Raw genomic sequence first — 19,249 nt, forward strand, 5'->3', positions numbered from 1 at the left:
GCGTGAAAGTCTGAATCTCTACAAATACTTGATTCTCAGCCGGCCATATCGTCGATTTTTGACTCAGTAGTATTAGCCGCAGGCGTAACCCGCCGCCTTCGTTGTCTGCGGCCATGGCGGAATGCGCTCCGCTAATCCGCCCTACGCACTTCGCGTCGTAGCCTGGATATCAGCCCAGTCGTCATTGCGAGCGCAGCGAAGCAATCCAGAGTCCTTGCTGAGCTCCTGGATTGCTTCGCTGCGCTCGCAATGACGGCAACTAACTCTCCCTGCTCTTCTCCGGATAGTATTGCGGCGCTTCGCGACGGTCGTACATGCCGTAGTCTCTGCTGACTTCAACGATCCGAATGTTGTCGGCGCCGGGTTCGGCAAGCAGCTGCGTGCTCAGCGCGATGCCGGTGGGCTCATCCGGCAGCTCGATCAAATGCGCGAAGCGGCCTTCGCGATACACGCTGGAAAAGCTCTCGACCGATAGCTCCGTTGCGGCGCTCAGCTCCGGCTCTGACGTCTCCAACACCAGCACATAGGTCGGTGCACGCCGCTTCGGATCGTTGTACGTCCCTCTCCGCTCTGGCATCCACGCCGCCTGCCCCAGTCTCACCTCGTGGACCAGCTCGGCGACGCGCAGGCGATAATCTGAAAACACCTTGTCGCGGCCGAGCGTCTGGATGTCGTGGTGATGCGCGTGCACGCGCCAGGCGGTGATCGCGCCCTCGTCCTGCCAGATCTGGTAGGACAGGATCAGGTTGGCGCGCGACAGGCTCTTGAAGCGGTCGAGGAACAGGCAGCCGCCGAGCGCGTCGAGCTCCGGCCGCAGCGCGGCGGCCAGTTGCAGATACTGGTCAAGATGCCCGGGCTTGACCTCGACCTCGAAGAACAGCGACAGCATGTAGCGCCTCCATGTCCCTGGTATTGGCCGAGCTTGAAACCTCGTGGCTGGCCAAAACCGTCATTGCGAGCGAAGCGAAGCAATCCAGAGTCCCGCAACGGCTCTGGATTGCTCCGTCGCCTTCGGCTCCTCGCAATGACGGCCGTGGTGGCCGAGGAGGCCTACGCCGTCAGCTCCAGCCGCATGCCGTCATAGGCGGGCACCACGCCGGCCGGCAGGCTCTGGCGCAGCACCTCGTAGTCGAGGTCGGCGGTCATGTTGGTGATGACGGCGCGCCTCGGCTTGAAGCGCTCGATCCAGGCGAGCGCATCATTGACCGAGAAATGGCTGGGATGCGACGCCGGGCGCAGGCCGTCGACGATCCACAAGTCGAGATCCTCCAGCGCGCCCCAGCTCTCCTCGGGAATGTCGTTGAGGTCCGGGGTATAAGCGGCGTCGCCGATTCGGTAGCCGAGCGCGGGGATGTTGCCGTGCTGGACCAGGAAGGCGGTCAGCTTCAGCTCACCGCCCTTCCCTTCCACGGCCTGGGTCTCGCCGGCCTCGATCGAGTGCTGCGTCAGGATCGGGGGATAGTCGCTGCCCGGTGGCGAGATGAAGCAATACGAGAACCGGTGCATGATGTCCTTGGCGGTCGACTGGTTCAGGTAGACCGGGATGCGGCGGCGCTGATGCAGCACCACCGAGCGCAGATCATCAATGCCGTGGGTCTGGTCGGCATGCTCATGCGTCAGGAACACCGCGTCGATGTGATCGACATGGGTGTCGATCAGCTGCTCGCGCAGATCCGGCGAGGTGTCGATCACCACCCGCGTCGCGCCATGGGCGCCGCGGCGCTCCGCCAGCAGCGAGCAGCGGCGGCGGCGGTTCCTGGGGTTGTTCGGATCGCAGGCGCCCCACCCCAGCGCCGGGCGCGGCACGCCGGCCGAGGAGCCGCAGCCGAGGATGGTGAGCGTCAGGGTCATGAGAGCTCCTCGGGCCGCGGCACCTTGGAGAACAGCTTGAAGAACGTGTCCGAGGTCTGGCGCGAGAACTCCTCGAACGACACGCCGCGGGTTTCCGCCAGCACCTTGGCGGTCTCGACCACATAGGCCGGCTCGTTGCGCTTGCCGCGGAACTTTCCGGGCGCGAGATACGGCGCGTCGGTCTCGACCATGATGCGGTCGGCCGGCACCTCGGCGGCGAGCGCGCGCAGCGTGTCCGACTTCTTGAACGTCACGATGCCCGTGAACGAGATGTGCAGTCCGAGATCGATCGCCTTCATCGCCAGCTCGCGTCCGCCGGTGTAGCAATGCAGCACGGCCTTGAAAGGTCCGCGCGCCATCTCCTCGTCGAGGATGCGGCCGCACTGATCATCGGCCTCGCGGGTGTGGATCACCAGCGGCAGGCCGGTTTCGCGGGCGGCCGCGATATGCGCCCGGAAACCGCGCTCCTGGGCGTCCTTGGAGCCGTGGTCGTAGAAATTGTCCAGCCCCGCCTCGCCGAGCGCGACCACCTTCGGATGCTTGGTCAGCGCGATCAGCTCTTCGGCCGTGATGCCGTCCTCCTCATCCGCATTGTGCGGATGCGTGCCGACCGAGCAGAACACGTTGTCGAACCGCTCGGCGATGGCGAGCAGCTCGGGGAGCCTGCGCACCCGGGTCGAGATCGTCACCAGGCGGCCGACGCCGGCGGCGGCGGCGCGCGTGACGATGCCCTCCAGATCCTCTGCGAAGTCCGGAAAATCCAGATGGCAGTGACTGTCGACCAGCATCACGCCGCCGTCGGCTCAATGTAGCGCGGGAACACTGCCTGCGGCGCCGGCAGCTGCGTGCCCGCCGCGATGCGCACCTCGCCGCCGAGCTGCGCGAAGGTCCGCTCTCCTTCGGGGATGCCGAGGCTGTCGAGCAGCTTTGCGGATGCCGCGGGCATCACCGGCTGGGTCAGGATCGCGACCTGCCGGATCACCTCGGCGGTGACATAGAGCACGGTGTGCTGGCGCTTCGGATCGGTCTTCGCCAGCGCCCACGGCGCCTCGCCCGCGAAATAGCGGTTGGCCTCGGCCACGACCGACCACACGGCATTGAGCCACTGATGGATCTGCTGCGTCGCCATCGCCTTCCGCGCCGCGCCGATCATCGCATCGGCCTCGGCCAGGATCGCCTGGTCGTTGGCCGAGAACTCGCCAGGCTCGGGCAGTACGCCGCCCAATTGCTTCGTGATCATCGACAGCGAGCGCTGCGCGAGATTGCCGAGGTCGTTGGCGAGATCGGCGTTGATGCGCGCGACGATCGCCTCGTGATTGTAGTTGCCGTCCTGGCCGAACGGCACCTCGCGCAGGAAGAAATAGCGCAGCTGGTCGACGCCATACTGGTCGGCAAGGTTGAACGGATCGACCACGTTGCCGACCGACTTCGACATCTTCTCGCCCCTGTTGAACAGGAAGCCATGCGCATAGACCCGCTTCGGCACGGGCACGCCGGCGGACATCAGGAACGCCGGCCAGTACACCGCATGGAAGCGGATGATGTCCTTGCCGATGACGTGCACGTCGGCCGGCCAGTATTTCCAGTTCGGAGTGCTCTCGTCGGGGAAGCCGACGCCGGTGATGTAGTTGGTCAGCGCGTCGACCCAGACATACATCACGTGCTCGTCGTCGTGGGGCACGCGGACGCCCCAGTCGAAGGTCGTGCGCGAGATCGAGAGGTCCTTCAGCCCGCCCCGGACGAAGCTCGTGATCTCGTTGCGCCGCGCGTCAGGTCCGATGAAATCGGGCTGGCTCTCATACAGCGCCAAGAGCTTGTCCTGATAGGCGGAGAGGCGGAAGAAGTAGCTCTTCTCCTCCACCCACTCGACCGGCGTGCCCTGCGGGCCGCGACGGACATTATCCTCGCCGACCACGGTTTCTTCCTCGGCGTAGTACGCCTCGTCGCGGACCGAGTACCAGCCCGAATAGGTGTCGGCGTAGATGTCGCCGTTCTCGAGCATGCGCGTCCAGATCGCCTGCACCGACTTATGGTGGGCGGGCTCGGTGGTGCGGATGAAGCGGTCGAACGAGACGTTCAGCCGCTCGTCCATCTCGCGGAAACGGCCGGCATTGCGGGTGGCGAGCTCGGACGGCGTCAGGCCCTCGTTCTGCGCGGTCTGCACCATCTTCAGGCCGTGCTCGTCGGTGCCGGTCAGGAAGAACACGTCCTTGCCGTCGAGCCGCGCAAAGCGCGCGATGGCGTCGGTCGCGATCGCCTCATAGGCGTGGCCGATATGCGGGCTGCCATTGGGATAGGCGATCGCCGTGGTGACGTAGAAGGTGTTGGCGTCGGCCGGCGCGGCGGTGACGGGCTCGGCGGCTTCCTCGGTCTCGGTGACCTCGATATCGACGATCTCGACCTCAGCCACTTCCGCCTCGGCGATCTCGATCTCTGGAGCCGCGACGGCCTCGACCTCTCGCTTGCGCGGCGCCTTCGGCCTTGCCGCGCGCGGCGGCTTCGGGCTCTCGGTGGCCGCTGGCGCGACCGGCTTCGGAGCAGGCGCGGCCTTCGTCGCAGCGGGCTTCTTTGAGGGCGTGGGCTTGGTGGCGGCGGCTTTGGTCACGGTCTTCTTGGCCGGTGCCGCAGGCTTGGCCGCGGCCTTCTTGGCAGGAGCCTTCACGTCCTTCTTCGCGGCGCCCTTGGATGCCTTTGACGTCGCGGCCTTGGAAGCTGGTGACTTGGAAGCTGGTACCTTGGATTTCGGTGCCTTGGCTTTGGCAGCTGCGACCTTGGCGGCCTTTGCCTTGTTCGCCTTGTCCTTGGTGTCCTTGCCCTTAACTGCCTTCGCTTTCGCGCCGGCCTTGGCCTTCGCGGGCGACTTCGCAGCCTTCTTGACGGTCTTCTTGGCGGCAGCCTTCGTCGCGGCGCCCTTGGTCGCCGGCTTGCCCTTCTTCACGGTTGTCTTGCTGGCCTTGGCCACGGCAGATTCCTCTTTGACGCCGTCGGTGGACGGATTGATCCTGATGATCCCGGGATGATGGTCGGCGCGTTACCGCGTGGCTTCGGCGAGCATCCCGAACACCGAGAAAACCAGCGGTTTTCGCTCCAGATTATAGGATTCGGTGTCGCGCGCGGCGCGGACGATCTTTTCCCATACCTCCGCCAGCCGTGCAAGGCGCGGCAGTTCCGCGTTGGGATCTTGCGCCCGCAGCCGTTCCGCCACCCAGCGTTCGATGCTGTCGAGGAAGCTCGCCAGCGCCACGCGGTCGCTGGTGCCGAGCGCGTCGCCGAGGGCATGCAGCTCGCCAGCGTCGATTCGCGGCAGGCTTGCGAGCAGCGCGGCAGTTCGGGTCTGCAGCTGCAGCCCGTCGCCGCCCATCAGCATCAGGGTCCTGGAGACGCTGCCCTCGGAGGCCTTGGCGGCCTCGCGCAGCGCCGGATCGCCGCCGTCCATGCCGGTCGCCTCGGCCGCGGCGCTGATGACGTCCTCGGTCGACAGCGCCCTCAGCGAAAGCCGTCGGCAGCGCGACTTGATCGTGGCGAGCACCCGGGCCGGCGCGTGGCTGACCAGCAGGAACAGCGATTGCTGCGGCGGCTCCTCGAGGATCTTGAGCAGCGCATTGGCCGCATTCGGATTGAGCTCGTCGACGGTGTCGACGATGCAGACGCGCCAGCCTTCGACGGCCGCCGTCGAGCCGAAGAACGAGATCGTCTCACGGGTCTCGTCGACGGTGATGACGGTGCGCAGCACGCCCTTGTCGTTCGCCGAACGCTCCAGCGTCAGCAGCCCGCCATGGGCTTCGGAGGCAATCAGCCGCGCGACGTGGTCGCCAGCATCGACGTGGAGCGAATCGGCTGACTGCACGTCCACCGCCATGGGATCGCGATGCGTCAGCACGAACCGCGCCATGCGGTAGGCCAAGGTCGCCTTGCCGATGCCCTGCGGCCCGCCAATCAGCCAGGCGTGCGCCATTCGTCCGCTCCGATAGGCGGCCAGCAGCGCGGCCTCCGCCTCGCGGTGCCCGAACAGCGCCGTGGTCTCGCGCGGATGGCGGACCGCGATCTCCGGCTCGACCTTGCGCGCGCTCATGATGCCGCCGCCACGGCCGTGAACAGGCGCTCCCGCACGGCGTCCCAGACGATATGCGATACCGTCTCGGCATTCGCGGTGGCATCGATCAGCACGCAGCGCCGCGGCTCAGCGGCGGCGATGTTGTGAAAGGCGTCGCGCAGGCCCTTGTGGAACTTGATGTCCTCGCTCTCGAACCTGTCCGGCGTGCCGCTGCCGCGCCGCGCCGAGGCGCGCTGCAGGCCGACCTCGACGGGCACGTCGAGGATGAGCGTCAAATCCGGCTTGAGGTCGCCGATCGTGACCCGCTGCATCGCGTTGAGCACGTCGGGCGCGACCTTGCCCTGGCTGCCCTGGTAGGCGCGGGTCGAATCGAAGAAACGGTCGCACAGCACCCAGCTGCCCTGGTTGAGCGCCGGGAGAATCACGTTGCGCACATGGTCGTCGCGGGCGGCCGCGAACAGCAGCGTCTCGGCCTCCGCGCCGAGCAGCTTGCCCATGCCCGAGAGCACGAGGTGGCGCATGATCTCGGCGCCGGGGGAACCGCCGGGCTCGCGGGTCAGCACCACGCGCACACCCTCTTTCTCCAGACGATCCGCCAACATCTTGATCTGCGTGGATTTTCCGGCGCCCTCGCCGCCCTCGAAGGTGACGAATCGGCCGCGGCCAGGACCACGTTTCAAAGCTGCATCCGCCATGTCTCTAGAGCTTCTCGGCCCCGGCGCGGAACATTCCGATCACGAGCTCGCTCGCCCCATCGATCGCCCGCCGCATCGTGGACCCCCTGCCCACGGCTTCCGCCGCATAGACCGGGGCCTCCATGGCGATATTGGGGCCGCGCCAGACCCTGACAACCCCGACCTTCTGACCCGGCTCGACCGGCGCCTTCACCGGGCCGCTGTAGATGATGCGCGCGAGCAGCTTCTCGCCGCCGTTCTTCTGCACCATCACCTTGACCGGGACCGGGCTCGACAGCTTCACCGAGCGACTCTCGCCGCCGAACACTTTGGCATAGCCGAGCGTCTGGTCGGCGGCGAACAGGGTGCGGGTCTCGAAATTGCGGAACCCCCATTCCAGCATCTTCTTGGCCTCGGTGGCGCGGTCCTCGGGATCTTCCAGGCCGTTGACCACGACGATCAGCCGCGTGCCGTTCTGCACGGCCGAGCCGACCATGCCGTAGCCGCCCTCCTTGGTGTAGCCGGTCTTCAGCCCGTCGGCGCCTTCCATCGCGTTCAGCAGCGGATTGCGGTTCTGCTGGCGGATCTTGTTCCAGGTGAATTCCTTCTCGCCGAACAGCTTATAGAATTCCGGGAAGTCCAGGATGATGTGCCGCGCCAGCATCGACAGCTCGCGCACGGTCATCTTGTTGCCGGGATCGGGCAGCCCGTTGGAGTTGGCGAAAGTCGATTTCGTCAGGCCGAGTTCGCGCGCCCGCTTGGTCATGTAGTCGGCCGCGAAGATCTTCTCGTTGCCGGCCATGCCTTCTGCTAGCGCGATGCAGGCATCGTTGCCGCTCTGGATGATCGCGCCGTGCAGGAGGTCGCTGACGGAGACCTTGCTGTTGAGGGCCGCGAACATCGTCGAGGTGCCCGACGGCGCGCCGCCCTTGCGCCAGGCATTCTCGCTGATCCGGTACTCGTCGTTGAGCTTGATCGTGCCGTCCTTGACGGCGTTGAAGACCACCTCGGCGGTCATCAGCTTCATCATGCTGGAGGGGGCGCGCAGCTCGTCGGCGTTCTTCTCGAACAGCACGCTGCCGCTGTTGGCCTCGACCAGGATCGCGGTCGGCGCGTCGCCGTCAAAGCCGCCATCGTCTTTCTTCGCGCCCTGAACGCTCTGGTTCGCGGCATAGAGCATCCCGCTCCAGCCGACGGCCAGCGCGGCCGCCAGGGCGATGAGGGCACGCGTCGTCCGGCCGGACGTGGCGCCGGCGCGACGGAACGGTAAAAGCATGAGATTCATCGGCTAAGCTCTGGAGCGCGCTCGGAATCTAGCATTTGGCCGCTGCGCAAACAACTCGGCAGTCCGCCGCCAAAGGCGGCTGTCCCGCGATTTGCACCGCCCTGCGCGCGATGCGATACCGTTGGACCAAGAACGAACAATCGACCGGGAGGACGCGGTGTCAGAGGGGCGGATCGTCAAAGCCAACGGGATCGAGCTGTTCGTGCGCGAACAAGGCGACGGTCCGCTCGTTCTGCTCTGCCACGGCTGGCCGGAGCTGTCCTATTCGTGGCGGCATCAGATCCCGGCGCTCGCCGAGGCTGGCTATCGGGTCGCAGCGCCCGACATGCGCGGCTTCGGCCGCTCGCAGGCACCTCGCGATATCGCCGCCTACTCCATCTTCGACAACGTCGGCGACATGGTCGCGCTGGTCTCGGCGCTCGGCGCAGACAGGGCCGCCATCATCGGCCACGACTGGGGCGCGCCGGTGGCCTGGCACGCGGCGATGTTTCGCCCGGACCTGTTCACCGCTGTGGCCGGACTGAGTGTCCCGCCGCCCTTCCGCGGCCGCGGCCGGCCGCTCGACACGCTCAAGGCCGGCGGCATCGAGAACTTCTACTGGCAGTATTTTCAGACGCCCGGTGTCGCCGAGGCAGAGTTCGAGCGGGACGTCGCGCTGACGATGCGCACGATGCTGGCGCGCGGCTTTTCCGATCCGCAGTCGCTCTTCGTCGCGTCAGACCAAGGCTTTCTTGGCGATGCAGATCCCGATCGGCCGCTGCCGGCGTGGCTGAGCGCGGCCGACCTCGCCGAGTTCATCGCGGCCTACCGAGCCTCCGGCTTCCGCGGCGGCCTCAACTGGTACCGCAACATCGATCGCAACTGGGAGCTCACCGCGCCGTGGCAGGATGCGCCGATCCGGCAGCCCTCGATGTTCATCGCAGGCAGCGACGATGCGGTGATCAAGGGCATCATCGGCGCCAAGCGCGTCCAGGACATGGAGCGCGTGCTGCCGGATCTCCGGCGCAAGCTGATCATCGACGGCGCCGGCCACTGGATCCAGCAGGAATGCGCCGCGGAGGTGAACGCGGCGCTGATTGCGTTCCTGCGCGATGTCGCTCCGGTTCGCTAGGGCGTGAGCGTGAGTTCCATCCGGCGATGCGAGGCCGTGGCCGCATCCGCGATGTCGCAGAAGCCCAGTCGGGCATAGAACCGCATCGCATCGTCGTTCGTGGTGGCGACCGCGAGCGAGAGCACCTCGGCGCCCTGCTGCTGGGCTGCCGCGGCGACGGTCTGCATGATCTCGCGCCCGACGCCTGCGTTGCGCGTGCCCGGCAGCAGCGCGAGATCGACCACGTGCCATCGCGACGCTACGCGATCGAGCAGCAGCCGCCCGACCGGTGATCCGTCGCGCAGGATGATCAGCGATTGCGCTGCCGGACACTGCGCCGCATGGCCCGCGACCTGCGCGCGATATTGTTGCGCCACCACCAGATCGAGCATTGCTTCCGGCAGATTCGCTGCGGAAAGCTGCGCGCCTTTGACGGATTTGAACAGGTCGCGCAGGAACGGCTCGTCATCGGCTTCGGCAAGCCTGAGCCGCAAACGGGCATCCTGCGAGACGATCTCGCTTCCGATCGTCGTCACGCTCGGTCAGGAGTTGTTGAACGACGGGAAGACGCCGGCATAGGCGATGCACCAGATCAGCGCCTGGGTCGGCTGCATGTTGTCGTGCGGGATGTTCTGCCCGGTGAATGTCATCGCCTGCGGTGAGAGAGTGGCCTGAGCGGGCGGCGGCAGGAAACCGTTGAATGCGGGATCGATGGCCGCGATGGCGTTGCCGGTGCCGGGGCCGAGTGCGCCGCCCTCCGCAGCCTTGTTGCCAAGCTGGAGCACGTGGGTGTGCCCCGCCAATTCGGCGGTCGTGAGGCTCACGGTGCTGCTGCCCATCGTCTGGCCGATCACGCGCGGCTGCAGGCCGGGTCCGTCACCCTGGCCGTTGGTGATGCTGCCGCTCAGGTTGGGCAGTTGGAAATTGCTGGTGCCGTTGCCGCCATAGTAGGTGCCGATCAGCGCGAATAGCGGCGAAAAACGCTGGATCGGGACCAACTGACCGAAACAAGGCAGCCAGGCATTGTTGAAGCCATCAGTGGCGAAAGTGAAAGGGAAGGCCTGGATTTCGCCGATATAGGGATCTGACAAGTTGTGCCTCCTTGGAATGCGCCATCACGTCGATTGAAGCGCAAACGCTCAACCGGGAGACGGAAAAACGCCCACGTAGCAGATGCAGTAGTTGCCAACGACGGTCGGCATCAGGTTGTTGTGGCCAAGGCTCTGCCCCGTGGTCGCGACGGCTTGGGTCGACATGGTCGTGTAGGGCGTCGCGTTGGTGGCAGGCGCATAGAGATTGTCGGCGGACGCCGTGCCGAGAATGACGAATGGGCCAGGTGTTGCCGTGCTTGCGGCCTGCGTTGACGCCAGCAGCGAATGGCTGTGCGACGGAATCTCGTTGCTGTTCAGAATGTGCTCATCTTCACCCGCGGCTTGGCCGATCACGTAGGTCTGCAAGCCGGTCCCCGTGCCTTGTCCGATCGGAACGCGGCCGCGCAAATCAGGCGTATTGAAAGTCTGGACACCATCGCCGCCATACGTGGTGCCAATGACCGTATACAGCGTCTCATATTCCGAGATCGGCAGAGACTTTCCGTCGCACAACAGCCAGCCATCGGGAACGCGTGGAAATGCAAATAGCCTGATCTCGGCGATAAAGGGGTCAGACATCCCGAACTCCTTTCATTTGGCGAGCGCGGGCCTGGCTTCGCGGCTCGAGCAGGAACTTCTTTCGTTGGGAAATGGGTGACTCGACGCGAAGGACGAGACACCAGATCGAGACAGCCGAGAGCGGCCAGCGTAACGCTCAGTTCCGCGAGGGATAGACGCCGTTGAGCGCGATCAGATAGCTGATCGCCAAGTAAGGCTGCATGTTATTGTGGGCTTGGCCGCCTCCGGACAAGCCGATGTTGGTGTCGGGCGCCAGCGGCACCTCGCCTGCCCCCGTTGAGGTGAAGATCAACCCTGGATTGTCGGTCGGCAGCGTGTTGGTGGCGAACAGATTGTTCAACGGGCTCGCCCCTCGCCCAGATCCGGTGTCGGTCCTCGCCGAAAGCAGATGATTGTGAGACGGCAGCTGCGGAAGGATCAGAGTCACCGTCTCCGAGCCGCTCATCATTCCCGCCGGATACTGCCCCGCGCTTCCCGTCGATCCGAGAATGGCCCGGCCGCGGAGGTCGGGCAGCGCAAACGTCGTTACGCCGTTGCCGCCGTAATACGTTCCGAGCAGCGAAAACAGGGCTTGGTTGGTTTGAATGGCCAGCAACGCGCCGTTGCAGAACGCCCATCCCCTGGGCGGCTGGGCTCCAGCAAAGGGCATGATCTGCCCGAGGATGGGCTGCAATGGCATGCGTTATCTCCCAAAAACGAATTGTTCTTAATTGGGTCGATCAAGCCGCGGTCAGCAGCACGCCGCCCCCCGAAGCATTATCTTTGACTGTGGAAATCAGGAACTCAAGCACAGATTGTAGGTCGAGAGCAGCTGTCTGGTCAAGCGGAGCGATTCCGGCAGACGAGATTGTGGCAGTCATGCAACTTGGCAGAGAAACGCAATCCGTGCGCGCTGAAATGACTTGCCCGCGAGAACGCCGACCTCCAAGTTCAAACCTTCGCTATCTTAATTTGGAATCAAGTTTTTTGGGTGCGGCGCTCTCGAATCACGAGATGCCGTGAGGGGGCATTGTGGAACTGGCAGCCAGACTCGGGGACCGCGTTCTTCAGCGGGTGCACGCGCACTTGCAGCGCTTGTCGAGATTATCCTCATACGTTCTGACCGCCATCATCGTGCTCGCGGCGGCAGCATCGCTCCTGCCGAGCGCGGCGCAGGCTCAGTCGTGCACACCCAGCTCGAGCGTGGACATGAACGGCCAGGTGGCCAACGGGTCGGGTGTGACCTTCTCCGTGCTCGGCAACTGCGCCGCCATCAAGAGCGGCTTGTACCAGCAGAACGGCGCCGACATCGGTAACAATTACCCGGTTTCGGGATCGGGTGGAACCTCGGGCAACGGCGACGCGGGGACGTTCTCCACCGCGAAAGCCACCTATCAAGTGATCGTCGGCCCGACCGGCATCAACGGCATCTCGGGCTATGTCGTCGACTACAAGGTGACGATCACGTCGCTGGCCGTGGGTGAGACGGGCGGCGCCGACAGCTTCACGATGTACTACGCGCCCGGTTCCGACACGAACAGCAATATCTACGGCAACGCCACGACCCCTTTCACGGTCAACATCACCAATCTCCCGGCCAACATCGTTGCGCCGACCATCTCGGCAGCGTTCTCGCCGACATCGATTCCGTCGGGGTCGAGCGCGACGCTTACATTGACGATCAACAACCCCAATGCCGGCTTTGCCCTGACCGGCGTCGCGGCGGCTGCGAGTGCGCTGCCTGCGGGCCTGTCAGGTTCCGGTGCAGCGACGACCTGCAGCGGCGGCACGGCGACGCTCGCGGGCAGCAGCCTCAGCCTGAGTGGCGCCACGGTGAACGCCAGCGCAAGCTGTACCGTGACCCTGACCGTGTCGTCGCCGACGCCAGGCTCGTATTCCTACACGACTGGTATCGTGTCGGCGACGGGACCGGGCTCCATCTCGGGCAGTACGGCGACCACCCCGACCCCTTTGAGCGTGGTCGGCCCCACGGCAACCCAATCTATCGCCTCGAAGGCGTTGACACAGAACGCCGCGGCCACGTCGTTCACACCTGTCACCGGTTCAGGCGGTGCGGCGCCTCTCACCTATGGGGTCTCGCCGTCGCTCCCCGCAGGCCTGTCGTTCAACACGTCGTCCGGCGCCATCACCGGCACGCCCACGGTGACCAGCGGCGCGACCACTTACACGGTCACAGTGACCGACGCCAACAGCGCCACCGCCAGCAACACTTTCAGCCTGACGGTCAACAGCGCGGTCACGGCCACCCAGTCGGTCGCGTCGAAGACGTTGACGCAGAATGCGGCGGCGACATCTTTTACGCCGGTCACAGGCGGCGGCGGCACGCCATCCTATACCTATAGCGTCTCGCCGTCCCTGCCCTCGGGCCTGACGCTCAACGGTTCGACCGGCGCGATCACGGGCACGCCAACCGCCGTGAGCGGGTCGCAGACCTATACGATCACCGTCACAGACGCCAACTCCGCGACGGCCTCGAACACGTTCACGCTCGCCGTCAACGGCGCGGTCACGGCCACGCAGTCGGTCGCCTCGAAGACGCTGACGCGGAACGCGGCGGCGACCTCGTTCACGCCGGTCACCGGCAGCGGCGGCACGCCGTCGCTGACCTACAGCGTCTCGCCATCGCTGCCCGCGGGCCTCGCGCTCAGCACCAGCACCGGCGCGATCACGGGCACGCCGACGGTGACCAGCGGCGCGACCACCTATACGATCACCGTCACCGACGCCAACAACGCCACCGCGAGCAACACATTCAGCCTGACGGTCAACAGCGCCGTCACGGCGACGCAATCGATCTCCGCCGCCACCGTCACCGTCAATACGGCGATCACGTCGTTCACCCCGATCACCGGCGGCGGCGGCACGTCACCCCTGTCTTACGGAATATCGCCGACCCTGCCTGCCGGCCTCAGCTTCAACACGTCCACCGGCCAGGTCAGCGGCACGCCGACCGCCGTCAGCAGCACCACGACCTACACGGTGACGGTGACGGATGCCAACAACGGCACGGCCAGCAACACCTTCCAGCTGACGGTCAACGGCCCGTTGAGCGCCACGCAGGCGATCGCCTCCAAGGCGGTCACACAGAATGCGGCCGTCACATCATTTACGCCCGTCACCGCGGCGGGCGGCACGCCGTCCTACACCTACAGCGTCTCACCGTCCCTGCCGACAGGCCTGACGCTCAACTCGAGCTCCGGCGCGATCACGGGCACACCGACGGTGGCCAGCGGAGCGACCACCTACACGGTCACGATCACCGACGCCAACAGCGCCACCGCGAACGCCACCTTCAGCCTGACCGTCAACAGCGCGGTGACCGCGACGCAGGCGATCGCGTCGAAGGTCGCGACCGCGAACCAGGCGGTCACCGCCTTCACGCCCGTCACTGGCGGCGGCGGCACGACGCCGTATACCTACAGCGTATCCCCATCGCTGCCTTCGGGTCTGACGATCAACAACGCGAATGGCAGCATCAGCGGCACGCCGACGACCGCGAGCGGCGCCGCCACCTACACGGTCACCGTGACCGATGCCGCCAACGGGACCGCCACCAACACCTTCAGCCTGACAATCAGCGGCGCGGTCGCAGCGACCACGGCCGTGCCGTCCACCACTCTGCCGTACAATCAGCCGGTCACACCGTTCACGCCGGTCACCGGCTCCGGCGGTACGGGGACGCTGACCTATGCAGTGTCTCCGACTTTGCCGGCCGGCCTCAGCTTCAATACGGCGAACGGCCAAATCACCGGCACGCCGACCGTGCCGACGGCGGCGACGACCTTCACGGTGACCGTCACCGACACCAACAGCGCGACCGCGAGCGCGACCTTCAACCTGACCGTCAACGGTCCGGTCGCGGCAACGACGGCCGTGCCCTCCACCGCGCTTCCGATCAACCAGGCGGTGACGCCGTTCGTGCCGGTGACCGGCTCCGGCGGCACCGGCGCGCTGACCTACGCCGTGTCTCCCGCCCTGCCGGCGGGACTCAGCTTCAACACGGCGAACGGCCAGATCAGCGGCACGCCGACCGCCACGACGGCGGCGGCGACCTATACGGTGACGGTGACCGACAGCGTCAGCGCGACCGCGAGCGCGACATTCAGCCTCTCGGTCGGACGGCTCGCCACCCAGGTGACGCTGACCTCGTCGCAGAACCCGAGTCAGTTCGGCCAGGCGGTGACCTTCACCGCAACCGTGGCGCCCCAGGCCGGCGGCGGTGGCGGCACGCCGACCGGCACGGTGACCTTCAACGACAACGGCTCGCCGATCGGGACCGCGACCCTCGCCAGCGGTTCGGCGACCTTGACGACCACGACGCTTTCGGTCGGCAGCCACACCATCACCGCGAGCTATGCCGGCAGCGCGCTGTTCACAGCGAGCACGTCCCCCGGCTTTGCCCAGACCGTGAACGTGCCGGTCGACAGTGTGCGGCTGCGCTCGCTGCAGCAGACCGTCAGCAAGATGGTGGCGCAGAATTCGGGACAGGCGATCTCCGGCGCGATCGATGATGCCATCGCCGACGGCTTCAGCGACGGCGGCGGCCAGTTCCTGACACCGGGCAGCACGCGCATGCGCTTCAACTTCTCGGCCGATCCGCGCGATCAGGATGAACGGCCGGCCGTGGCCGACCGGGCCGGCAGCGGCGGCACCGACGCCTATTCGTCCGTGCTGCCGGGCGCGCCGCAGCGCGGACGCGCCGTCAATCGTAACCGGGTCGACGATGCCTTCGCGGCCATCGACCGCGGCGACAAGAAGCAGGCCGCGCCGAAATGGCACGAGCAGAAGGAGTGGCTGCTGTGGGCCGACGTGCGCGGCACCGGCGTCGATCGCTTCGGCACGACCAACACGTTCGGCGTGACCCAGTCGAGCCAGGCCTCGCTCTACGGCCAGCAGCTCAACGCCATGATGGGGCTGACCTATCGCGCCACGCCGAGCGTCCTGGTCGGCGTGCTCGGCGGCTACGAGACGTTCAGCTATACCCAGCAGGACATCAACGGAAAGCTGAAGGGCGACGGCTGGACCACCGGCGCCTATCTCGGCTGGAAGATCGTGCCGACCTTGCGCTTCGATGCCGCCGTCGCTTATTCCGGCATCGGCTATAATGGCAGCGCGGGAACGGCGCAGGGCAACTTCACCGGCCAGCGCTGGATGCTGTCCTCCGGGCTGACCGGCAACTACAAATTGGCGGGTGTGGTGCTGGAGCCGTCGGCCAAGGTCTACGCGCTGTGGGAACATCAGAACGCCTACACCGACTCGCTGGGCACACGGCAGGGCTCCTACGACTTCGCCAGCGGCCGCGCCTCCAGCGGTCTGCGTGCCGCCTATCCCGTCGCCTGGCTCGATAGCGGCCTGTTGCTGACGCCCTTCCTCGGCATGTATGGCGACTATTACTTCAACAAGGAGGACGCCAACGCCCTCGTCGCCGGCGCATTGGCATCGACGCCGCTGCTGCAGGGCTGGTCGGCCCGCTTCACCGGCGGCCTCGGCATCGAGACAGCCGGTGGCGCCGGCCTGGGTCTCGGCGCCGAGTATGGCGGCATCGGTGGCAACACACGCGTCTGGACCTTCTCGGCCAAGGCACGCGTGCCGTTCAGCGCCCGGTGAGGCGACAGCGGCTGCTGGAATCAAAACCGCCCCATGCGGGGCGGTTTACGGCGTCCGGCTTGGTCGACGGCGAGTTCAGTACAGCCCGCGGCCGCTCATGATGTCGCGGGCTTCAGCGGCGCCGTCATTGGCTGTTGTCTCTCCCTGCGAGACGTAGCGGCCGCTCTGGTCGTAGGACACCGCGCGCGGATTATCGAGGCTGCGGCCGCGCGTCCTGCTTGAGGCCGACAATTCCGAGGTTGCGCCGATCGAGGCCATGTCGGCCGAGGTGTTGCCGAGCGTATAGGGCCTGCCTTCCGGCAGCGGGATCTCGCCGCGAATCGGACGGCTCGCGCCCATCTCGGGCACGAAGGGCTTCGCCGAGGCGACGCGCACCAGCGACGGCGCGGGCGCCGGGATGCCGGTGCGCAGGGTCGCCATCAGCTGGGTGTCGTCGGAGCCTTCGAGCGGCGCGCGGCCGACATATTCGACGCGGACGCGGGCAACGCCGTTGCCCTTGAATTCCAGCAGGTCGGCGGCCTTGTTGGAGACGTCGATCAGGCGGTTGGCATGGTAAGGGCCGCGATCGTTGATACGCACAATCAGCGACTTGCCGTTGGCGAGATTGGTGACCCGCGCATAGCTCGGCATCGGCAAGGTCGGATGCGCCGCCGTCAGCGACGTCATGTCGAACACCTCGCCATTGGCGGTCAGCCGGCCATGGAAGTCGTCGCCGTACCAGGAGGCCATGCCCTCGGCGCGATAATTGGCGTCCTCTTCCGGGACGTAGGTCTTGCCGGCGACGGTGTAGGGCTTGCCGATTCGGTACACGCCGCCGCCCTTCGGCACCGGCTCGCCGAATCCCACGACACGCGGGCTCGACGACACCCCGTATTTCGGATCGACCTTGCTGGCGAACTTGTTCGACGAAGCGCAATTCGCGACCGTCAGGCAGGCAAGGACAGCGACAGCAGCGCGCGCCGCTCTCCCGACCGGATCTGTTTGACCAATCCCCATCGACCCCAAATACCATCACGGCGGCTGTCGCCCTGCCCGCGCCAGCCTGCTTGTCCCCGAGTCGCATCCCCTGCAACTCAATGCACGAGACTAACGCAACCCGAACACGGCGGAAATGGGGTCGCCCCCGCCGTGGTTAACCGGAGCTTTCCAGCCGTTGTTGCGCACGTACGGTCACCGCCCAAGCGTGCAGCTCTCCGCCTCGGCGTGTTGTGAGTGCACCTTTTGGGTCACATATGTTGCTCGAAAAGCTCAGTTAGGGGCGTTCTCATTTACCGGCACCTGAATCATTTTGACTGTGCAGGGCTGCACGTCGTTTGGTTCACACGGGGGCGACAACAGGGTGTGTTCGCTATGATCGAAGCAATGACGGCAGTGATGGGCTTGGTTGGCGCCGGGATCTTCCTTGCTCACGCATTCGAAGGCGTCCGTTCGCGGGCCTGACTTCCGGACGACGTCGGACAGTCGACCACCCGGTCGACTTTCGTCCGCCTCCGGCCATGACGCTTCGGAACGGATCTGAAGCCTCGTTCTGACCAGCGGGTCAGACGACGAGATCTCCCCGAGGGAAGATCGGTTTGAAGAACGGCGCGAGGCCGTTCGCGACGTCCAGCCACGAGAGGTGGCCCATGCGACATCGAGCTTTCATCCACCGACATTTTGTTCATCGCGACTTGCTGTCGGGCGCATTCCTCGCCCTGGCGCTGTCGAGCACCGCACTGCTCTATTCCAGCCTGATCGCCTTCGCGCTGCGGTGACCGCCACCTGGCCTTTCGTCGCGACAGTGTCGACCCGCAGGCCTTCAACACTGTCCGAATCATCGAGCGCACGATTCGTCGAGGCGCATCGTCGCCGCGCTGACGACGCCGGTGGCCGATCTGCTCAAGTCGCGGGGACACCATCTGCCCGAGATTCGGCGCACCTCCCATCGTTCGCCTTGCGTTCAGCCCACCCATTCGATAAGCGATTGAGATTCCTGCTTCGGAAGGGTGGCCGAGTGGTTTAAGGCACCGGTCTTGAAAACCGGCGTGCCCGCAAGGGTACCGTGGGTTCGAATCCCACCCCTTCCGCCATCATCTCCAGCCTGCGCGATCTCGAAATCTCCGACCCAGCGTCACTCCCGAAGCGACGCCGCTGGACGGCGGCGCACGATCGGCCGCGCAAGTGCGGCTGCCTCGGCGGGAGCCGTTGAGACAGTGGCCAAGCGCGCATCCCGGTCGGATCACCAGGCGCAGAGCGATCGTGAGGTCGGCGTCAGGTAGGACACCTCGATCGGCCGCCAGCACTGCCGGTCGAGACGTGGCTGCACATCGTCGGTCCACTCGGTGATGCGCGCGAGCTGCTCGCGATGGCGGGTCAGGCTCGCCTCGTCCGCGTGGCACTCGAACCAGACGAACACGGTCTCGCCTTCGCGCACCGGCAGCCGCGGGAAATTGTTCGCGCCGCGTTCGCTGACGAACATGGCCTCGATCCGGGCGCCAGTCTGGCGCAGGATCGGACAGGCGCGCTCGGAGAACAGTTCGGCGAAGCCGGCCTCCTTGCCGGGCGCGAGCGAACAGACGCTCGCGACAACGAGTCCTGTCGCCTGCGACCGGGCCTTTCCCTCGGCGCGCGGCAGACTGTGCGCGAACGGCGCCAAGGCGCCGGCCAGCTTCAGCAGCAGCACATTGTCGGAGTTGAGCATCGTCGCATTGGCCGCAGCGCCATGCGCAGCCCAGACCGGCCCGCCGTAGAACGCCTGCAGCGCACGCGCTCTCGAATCCCAATCTGCGAAGGAGCGCACCCAGACGAAAGCATCGGGATCGTCACGATCCCAGAACTCGCCCTCGATCCGCATCCCCAGCGCCTCCTGCGGCTCGACGAAGGCGGCGTCGAACAGCTCCGTGAGCGCGGCCCTGCCCCCGGGACGTAAGCGGTAGCGGCGCAGTTCGAAGATCGCGTGCGGGTTCATCCACGTCCTCCAACAGGTCGATTGTCCTGTTTTTCACTACAGGATGATTGACCTGTTTTGTCAACCCGCTA

General features: G+C 66.0%; 16 protein-coding genes and 1 tRNA gene. 4 read left to right on the forward strand and 13 right to left on the reverse strand.

Annotated elements, in window-relative coordinates; genetic code table 11:
• Positions 1–259: 259 nt before the first annotated feature.
• The 7 genes from ACQR1Y_RS34415 to ACQR1Y_RS34445 all read right to left on the reverse strand — a co-directional run bounded on the left by ACQR1Y_RS34415 (position 260) and on the right by ACQR1Y_RS34445 (position 7,759).
• The gene (locus tag ACQR1Y_RS34415; protein WP_434880119.1) at positions 260–889 is read right to left on the reverse strand and encodes an antibiotic biosynthesis monooxygenase family protein; all 630 of its coding nucleotides are present in this window, start codon (positions 887–889) and stop codon (positions 260–262) included.
• Positions 890–1,050: 161 nt separating this feature from the next.
• Positions 1,051–1,851, reverse strand: coding sequence for an MBL fold metallo-hydrolase (locus ACQR1Y_RS34420; RefSeq protein WP_434880118.1), 801 nt, complete (start codon positions 1,849–1,851; stop codon positions 1,051–1,053).
• Positions 1,848–2,639: a TatD family hydrolase gene (locus ACQR1Y_RS34425; RefSeq protein ID WP_434880117.1), complete on the reverse strand. Its 792-nt coding sequence runs from the start codon at positions 2,637–2,639 to the stop codon at positions 1,848–1,850. Before ACQR1Y_RS34425 ends, ACQR1Y_RS34420 begins: the two co-directional genes overlap by 4 nt.
• On the reverse strand, positions 2,639–4,813 hold the full coding sequence (gene metG / locus ACQR1Y_RS34430) for a methionine--tRNA ligase (protein WP_434880116.1): 2,175 nt from the start codon (positions 4,811–4,813) through the stop codon (positions 2,639–2,641). The genes ACQR1Y_RS34425 and metG overlap by 1 nt, the downstream gene beginning before the upstream one ends.
• 69 nt (positions 4,814–4,882) lie before the next feature.
• On the reverse strand, positions 4,883–5,923 hold the full coding sequence (locus tag ACQR1Y_RS34435) for a DNA polymerase III subunit delta' (RefSeq protein ID WP_434880115.1): 1,041 nt from the start codon (positions 5,921–5,923) through the stop codon (positions 4,883–4,885).
• Complete coding sequence (gene tmk / locus ACQR1Y_RS34440; RefSeq protein ID WP_434880114.1) at positions 5,920–6,600, reverse strand: dTMP kinase; 681 nt, start codon at positions 6,598–6,600, stop codon at positions 5,920–5,922. Before tmk ends, ACQR1Y_RS34435 begins: the two co-directional genes overlap by 4 nt.
• 4 nt (positions 6,601–6,604) lie before the next feature.
• A complete protein-coding gene (locus ACQR1Y_RS34445; RefSeq protein WP_434880120.1) occupies positions 6,605–7,759 on the reverse strand; it encodes a D-alanyl-D-alanine carboxypeptidase family protein in 1,155 nt (384 codons plus the stop codon).
• Between the two features lie 262 nt (positions 7,760–8,021).
• On the opposite strand from ACQR1Y_RS34445, the gene ACQR1Y_RS34450 reads away from it, so the two are divergent.
• Complete coding sequence (locus ACQR1Y_RS34450; protein ID WP_434880113.1) at positions 8,022–8,975, forward strand: alpha/beta fold hydrolase; 954 nt, start codon at positions 8,022–8,024, stop codon at positions 8,973–8,975.
• Here ACQR1Y_RS34450 and ACQR1Y_RS34455 read toward each other — a convergent pair.
• The 4 genes from ACQR1Y_RS34455 to ACQR1Y_RS34470 form a co-directional block, all read right to left on the reverse strand.
• Complete coding sequence (locus tag ACQR1Y_RS34455; protein ID WP_434880112.1) at positions 8,972–9,490, reverse strand: GNAT family N-acetyltransferase; 519 nt, start codon at positions 9,488–9,490, stop codon at positions 8,972–8,974. The genes ACQR1Y_RS34450 and ACQR1Y_RS34455 overlap by 4 nt on opposite strands.
• Positions 9,491–9,496: 6 nt before the next feature.
• Complete coding sequence (locus ACQR1Y_RS34460; RefSeq protein WP_434880111.1) at positions 9,497–10,045, reverse strand: phage tail protein; 549 nt, start codon at positions 10,043–10,045, stop codon at positions 9,497–9,499.
• A 48-nt stretch (positions 10,046–10,093) separates the two neighbouring features.
• Positions 10,094–10,624, reverse strand: a complete 531-nt coding sequence (locus ACQR1Y_RS34465) for a phage tail protein (RefSeq protein WP_434880110.1) — start codon at positions 10,622–10,624, stop codon at positions 10,094–10,096.
• A 136-nt stretch (positions 10,625–10,760) separates the two neighbouring features.
• Entirely contained in the window at positions 10,761–11,303 is a 543-nt protein-coding gene (locus ACQR1Y_RS34470) for a phage tail protein (RefSeq protein WP_434880109.1), read from the reverse strand.
• Between the two features lie 509 nt (positions 11,304–11,812).
• Here ACQR1Y_RS34470 and ACQR1Y_RS34475 point away from each other — a divergent pair.
• Complete coding sequence (locus tag ACQR1Y_RS34475) at positions 11,813–16,231, forward strand: beta strand repeat-containing protein (RefSeq protein ID WP_434880108.1); 4,419 nt, start codon at positions 11,813–11,815, stop codon at positions 16,229–16,231.
• Between the two features lie 75 nt (positions 16,232–16,306).
• Here ACQR1Y_RS34475 and ACQR1Y_RS34480 read toward each other — a convergent pair whose 3' ends face one another.
• Positions 16,307–17,227, reverse strand: a complete 921-nt coding sequence (locus ACQR1Y_RS34480; RefSeq protein ID WP_434880107.1) for a septal ring lytic transglycosylase RlpA family protein — start codon at positions 17,225–17,227, stop codon at positions 16,307–16,309.
• Between the two features lie 629 nt (positions 17,228–17,856).
• Here ACQR1Y_RS34480 and ACQR1Y_RS34485 point away from each other — a divergent pair.
• Positions 17,857–17,985, forward strand: coding sequence for a hypothetical protein (locus ACQR1Y_RS34485; RefSeq protein WP_434858804.1), 129 nt, complete (start codon positions 17,857–17,859; stop codon positions 17,983–17,985).
• Positions 17,986–18,210: 225 nt separating this feature from the next.
• A tRNA-Ser gene (locus ACQR1Y_RS34490) sits at positions 18,211–18,300 on the forward strand.
• Between the two features lie 149 nt (positions 18,301–18,449).
• Here ACQR1Y_RS34490 and ACQR1Y_RS34495 read toward each other — a convergent pair.
• Positions 18,450–19,178 (reverse strand): NIPSNAP family protein, encoded by a 729-nt coding sequence (locus tag ACQR1Y_RS34495; RefSeq protein ID WP_434880106.1) that lies wholly within the window; start codon positions 19,176–19,178, stop codon positions 18,450–18,452.
• Positions 19,179–19,249: the final 71 nt, after the last annotated feature.

The sequence above is a fragment of the Bradyrhizobium sp. HKCCYLRH3099 genome (genome assembly GCF_051167855.1).
Lineage (GTDB): Bacteria > Pseudomonadota > Alphaproteobacteria > Rhizobiales > Xanthobacteraceae > Bradyrhizobium.

Bases quoted from the DNA above. Each gene is read 5' to 3' on its own strand.
- ACQR1Y_RS34485 (WP_434858804.1), top strand. From the start codon at position 17,857: ATGCGACATCGAGCTTTCATCCACCGACATTTTGTTCATCGCGACTTG.
- ACQR1Y_RS34435 (WP_434880115.1), bottom strand. From the start codon at position 5,923: ATGAGCGCGCGCAAGGTCGAGCCGGAGATCGCGGTCCGCCATCCGCGC.
- ACQR1Y_RS34415 (WP_434880119.1), bottom strand. From the start codon at position 889: ATGCTGTCGCTGTTCTTCGAGGTCGAGGTCAAGCCCGGGCATCTTGAC.
- ACQR1Y_RS34420 (WP_434880118.1), bottom strand. From the start codon at position 1,851: ATGACCCTGACGCTCACCATCCTCGGCTGCGGCTCCTCGGCCGGCGTG.
- ACQR1Y_RS34480 (WP_434880107.1), bottom strand. From the start codon at position 17,227: ATGGGGATTGGTCAAACAGATCCGGTCGGGAGAGCGGCGCGCGCTGCT.
- ACQR1Y_RS34470 (WP_434880109.1), bottom strand. From the start codon at position 11,303: ATGCCATTGCAGCCCATCCTCGGGCAGATCATGCCCTTTGCTGGAGCC.
- ACQR1Y_RS34465 (WP_434880110.1), bottom strand. From the start codon at position 10,624: ATGTCTGACCCCTTTATCGCCGAGATCAGGCTATTTGCATTTCCACGC.
- ACQR1Y_RS34475 (WP_434880108.1), top strand. From the start codon at position 11,813: ATGAACGGCCAGGTGGCCAACGGGTCGGGTGTGACCTTCTCCGTGCTC.
- ACQR1Y_RS34425 (WP_434880117.1), bottom strand. From the start codon at position 2,639: ATGCTGGTCGACAGTCACTGCCATCTGGATTTTCCGGACTTCGCAGAG.
- tmk (WP_434880114.1), bottom strand. From the start codon at position 6,600: ATGGCGGATGCAGCTTTGAAACGTGGTCCTGGCCGCGGCCGATTCGTC.
- ACQR1Y_RS34445 (WP_434880120.1), bottom strand. From the start codon at position 7,759: ATGCTCTATGCCGCGAACCAGAGCGTTCAGGGCGCGAAGAAAGACGAT.
- ACQR1Y_RS34495 (WP_434880106.1), bottom strand. From the start codon at position 19,178: ATGAACCCGCACGCGATCTTCGAACTGCGCCGCTACCGCTTACGTCCC.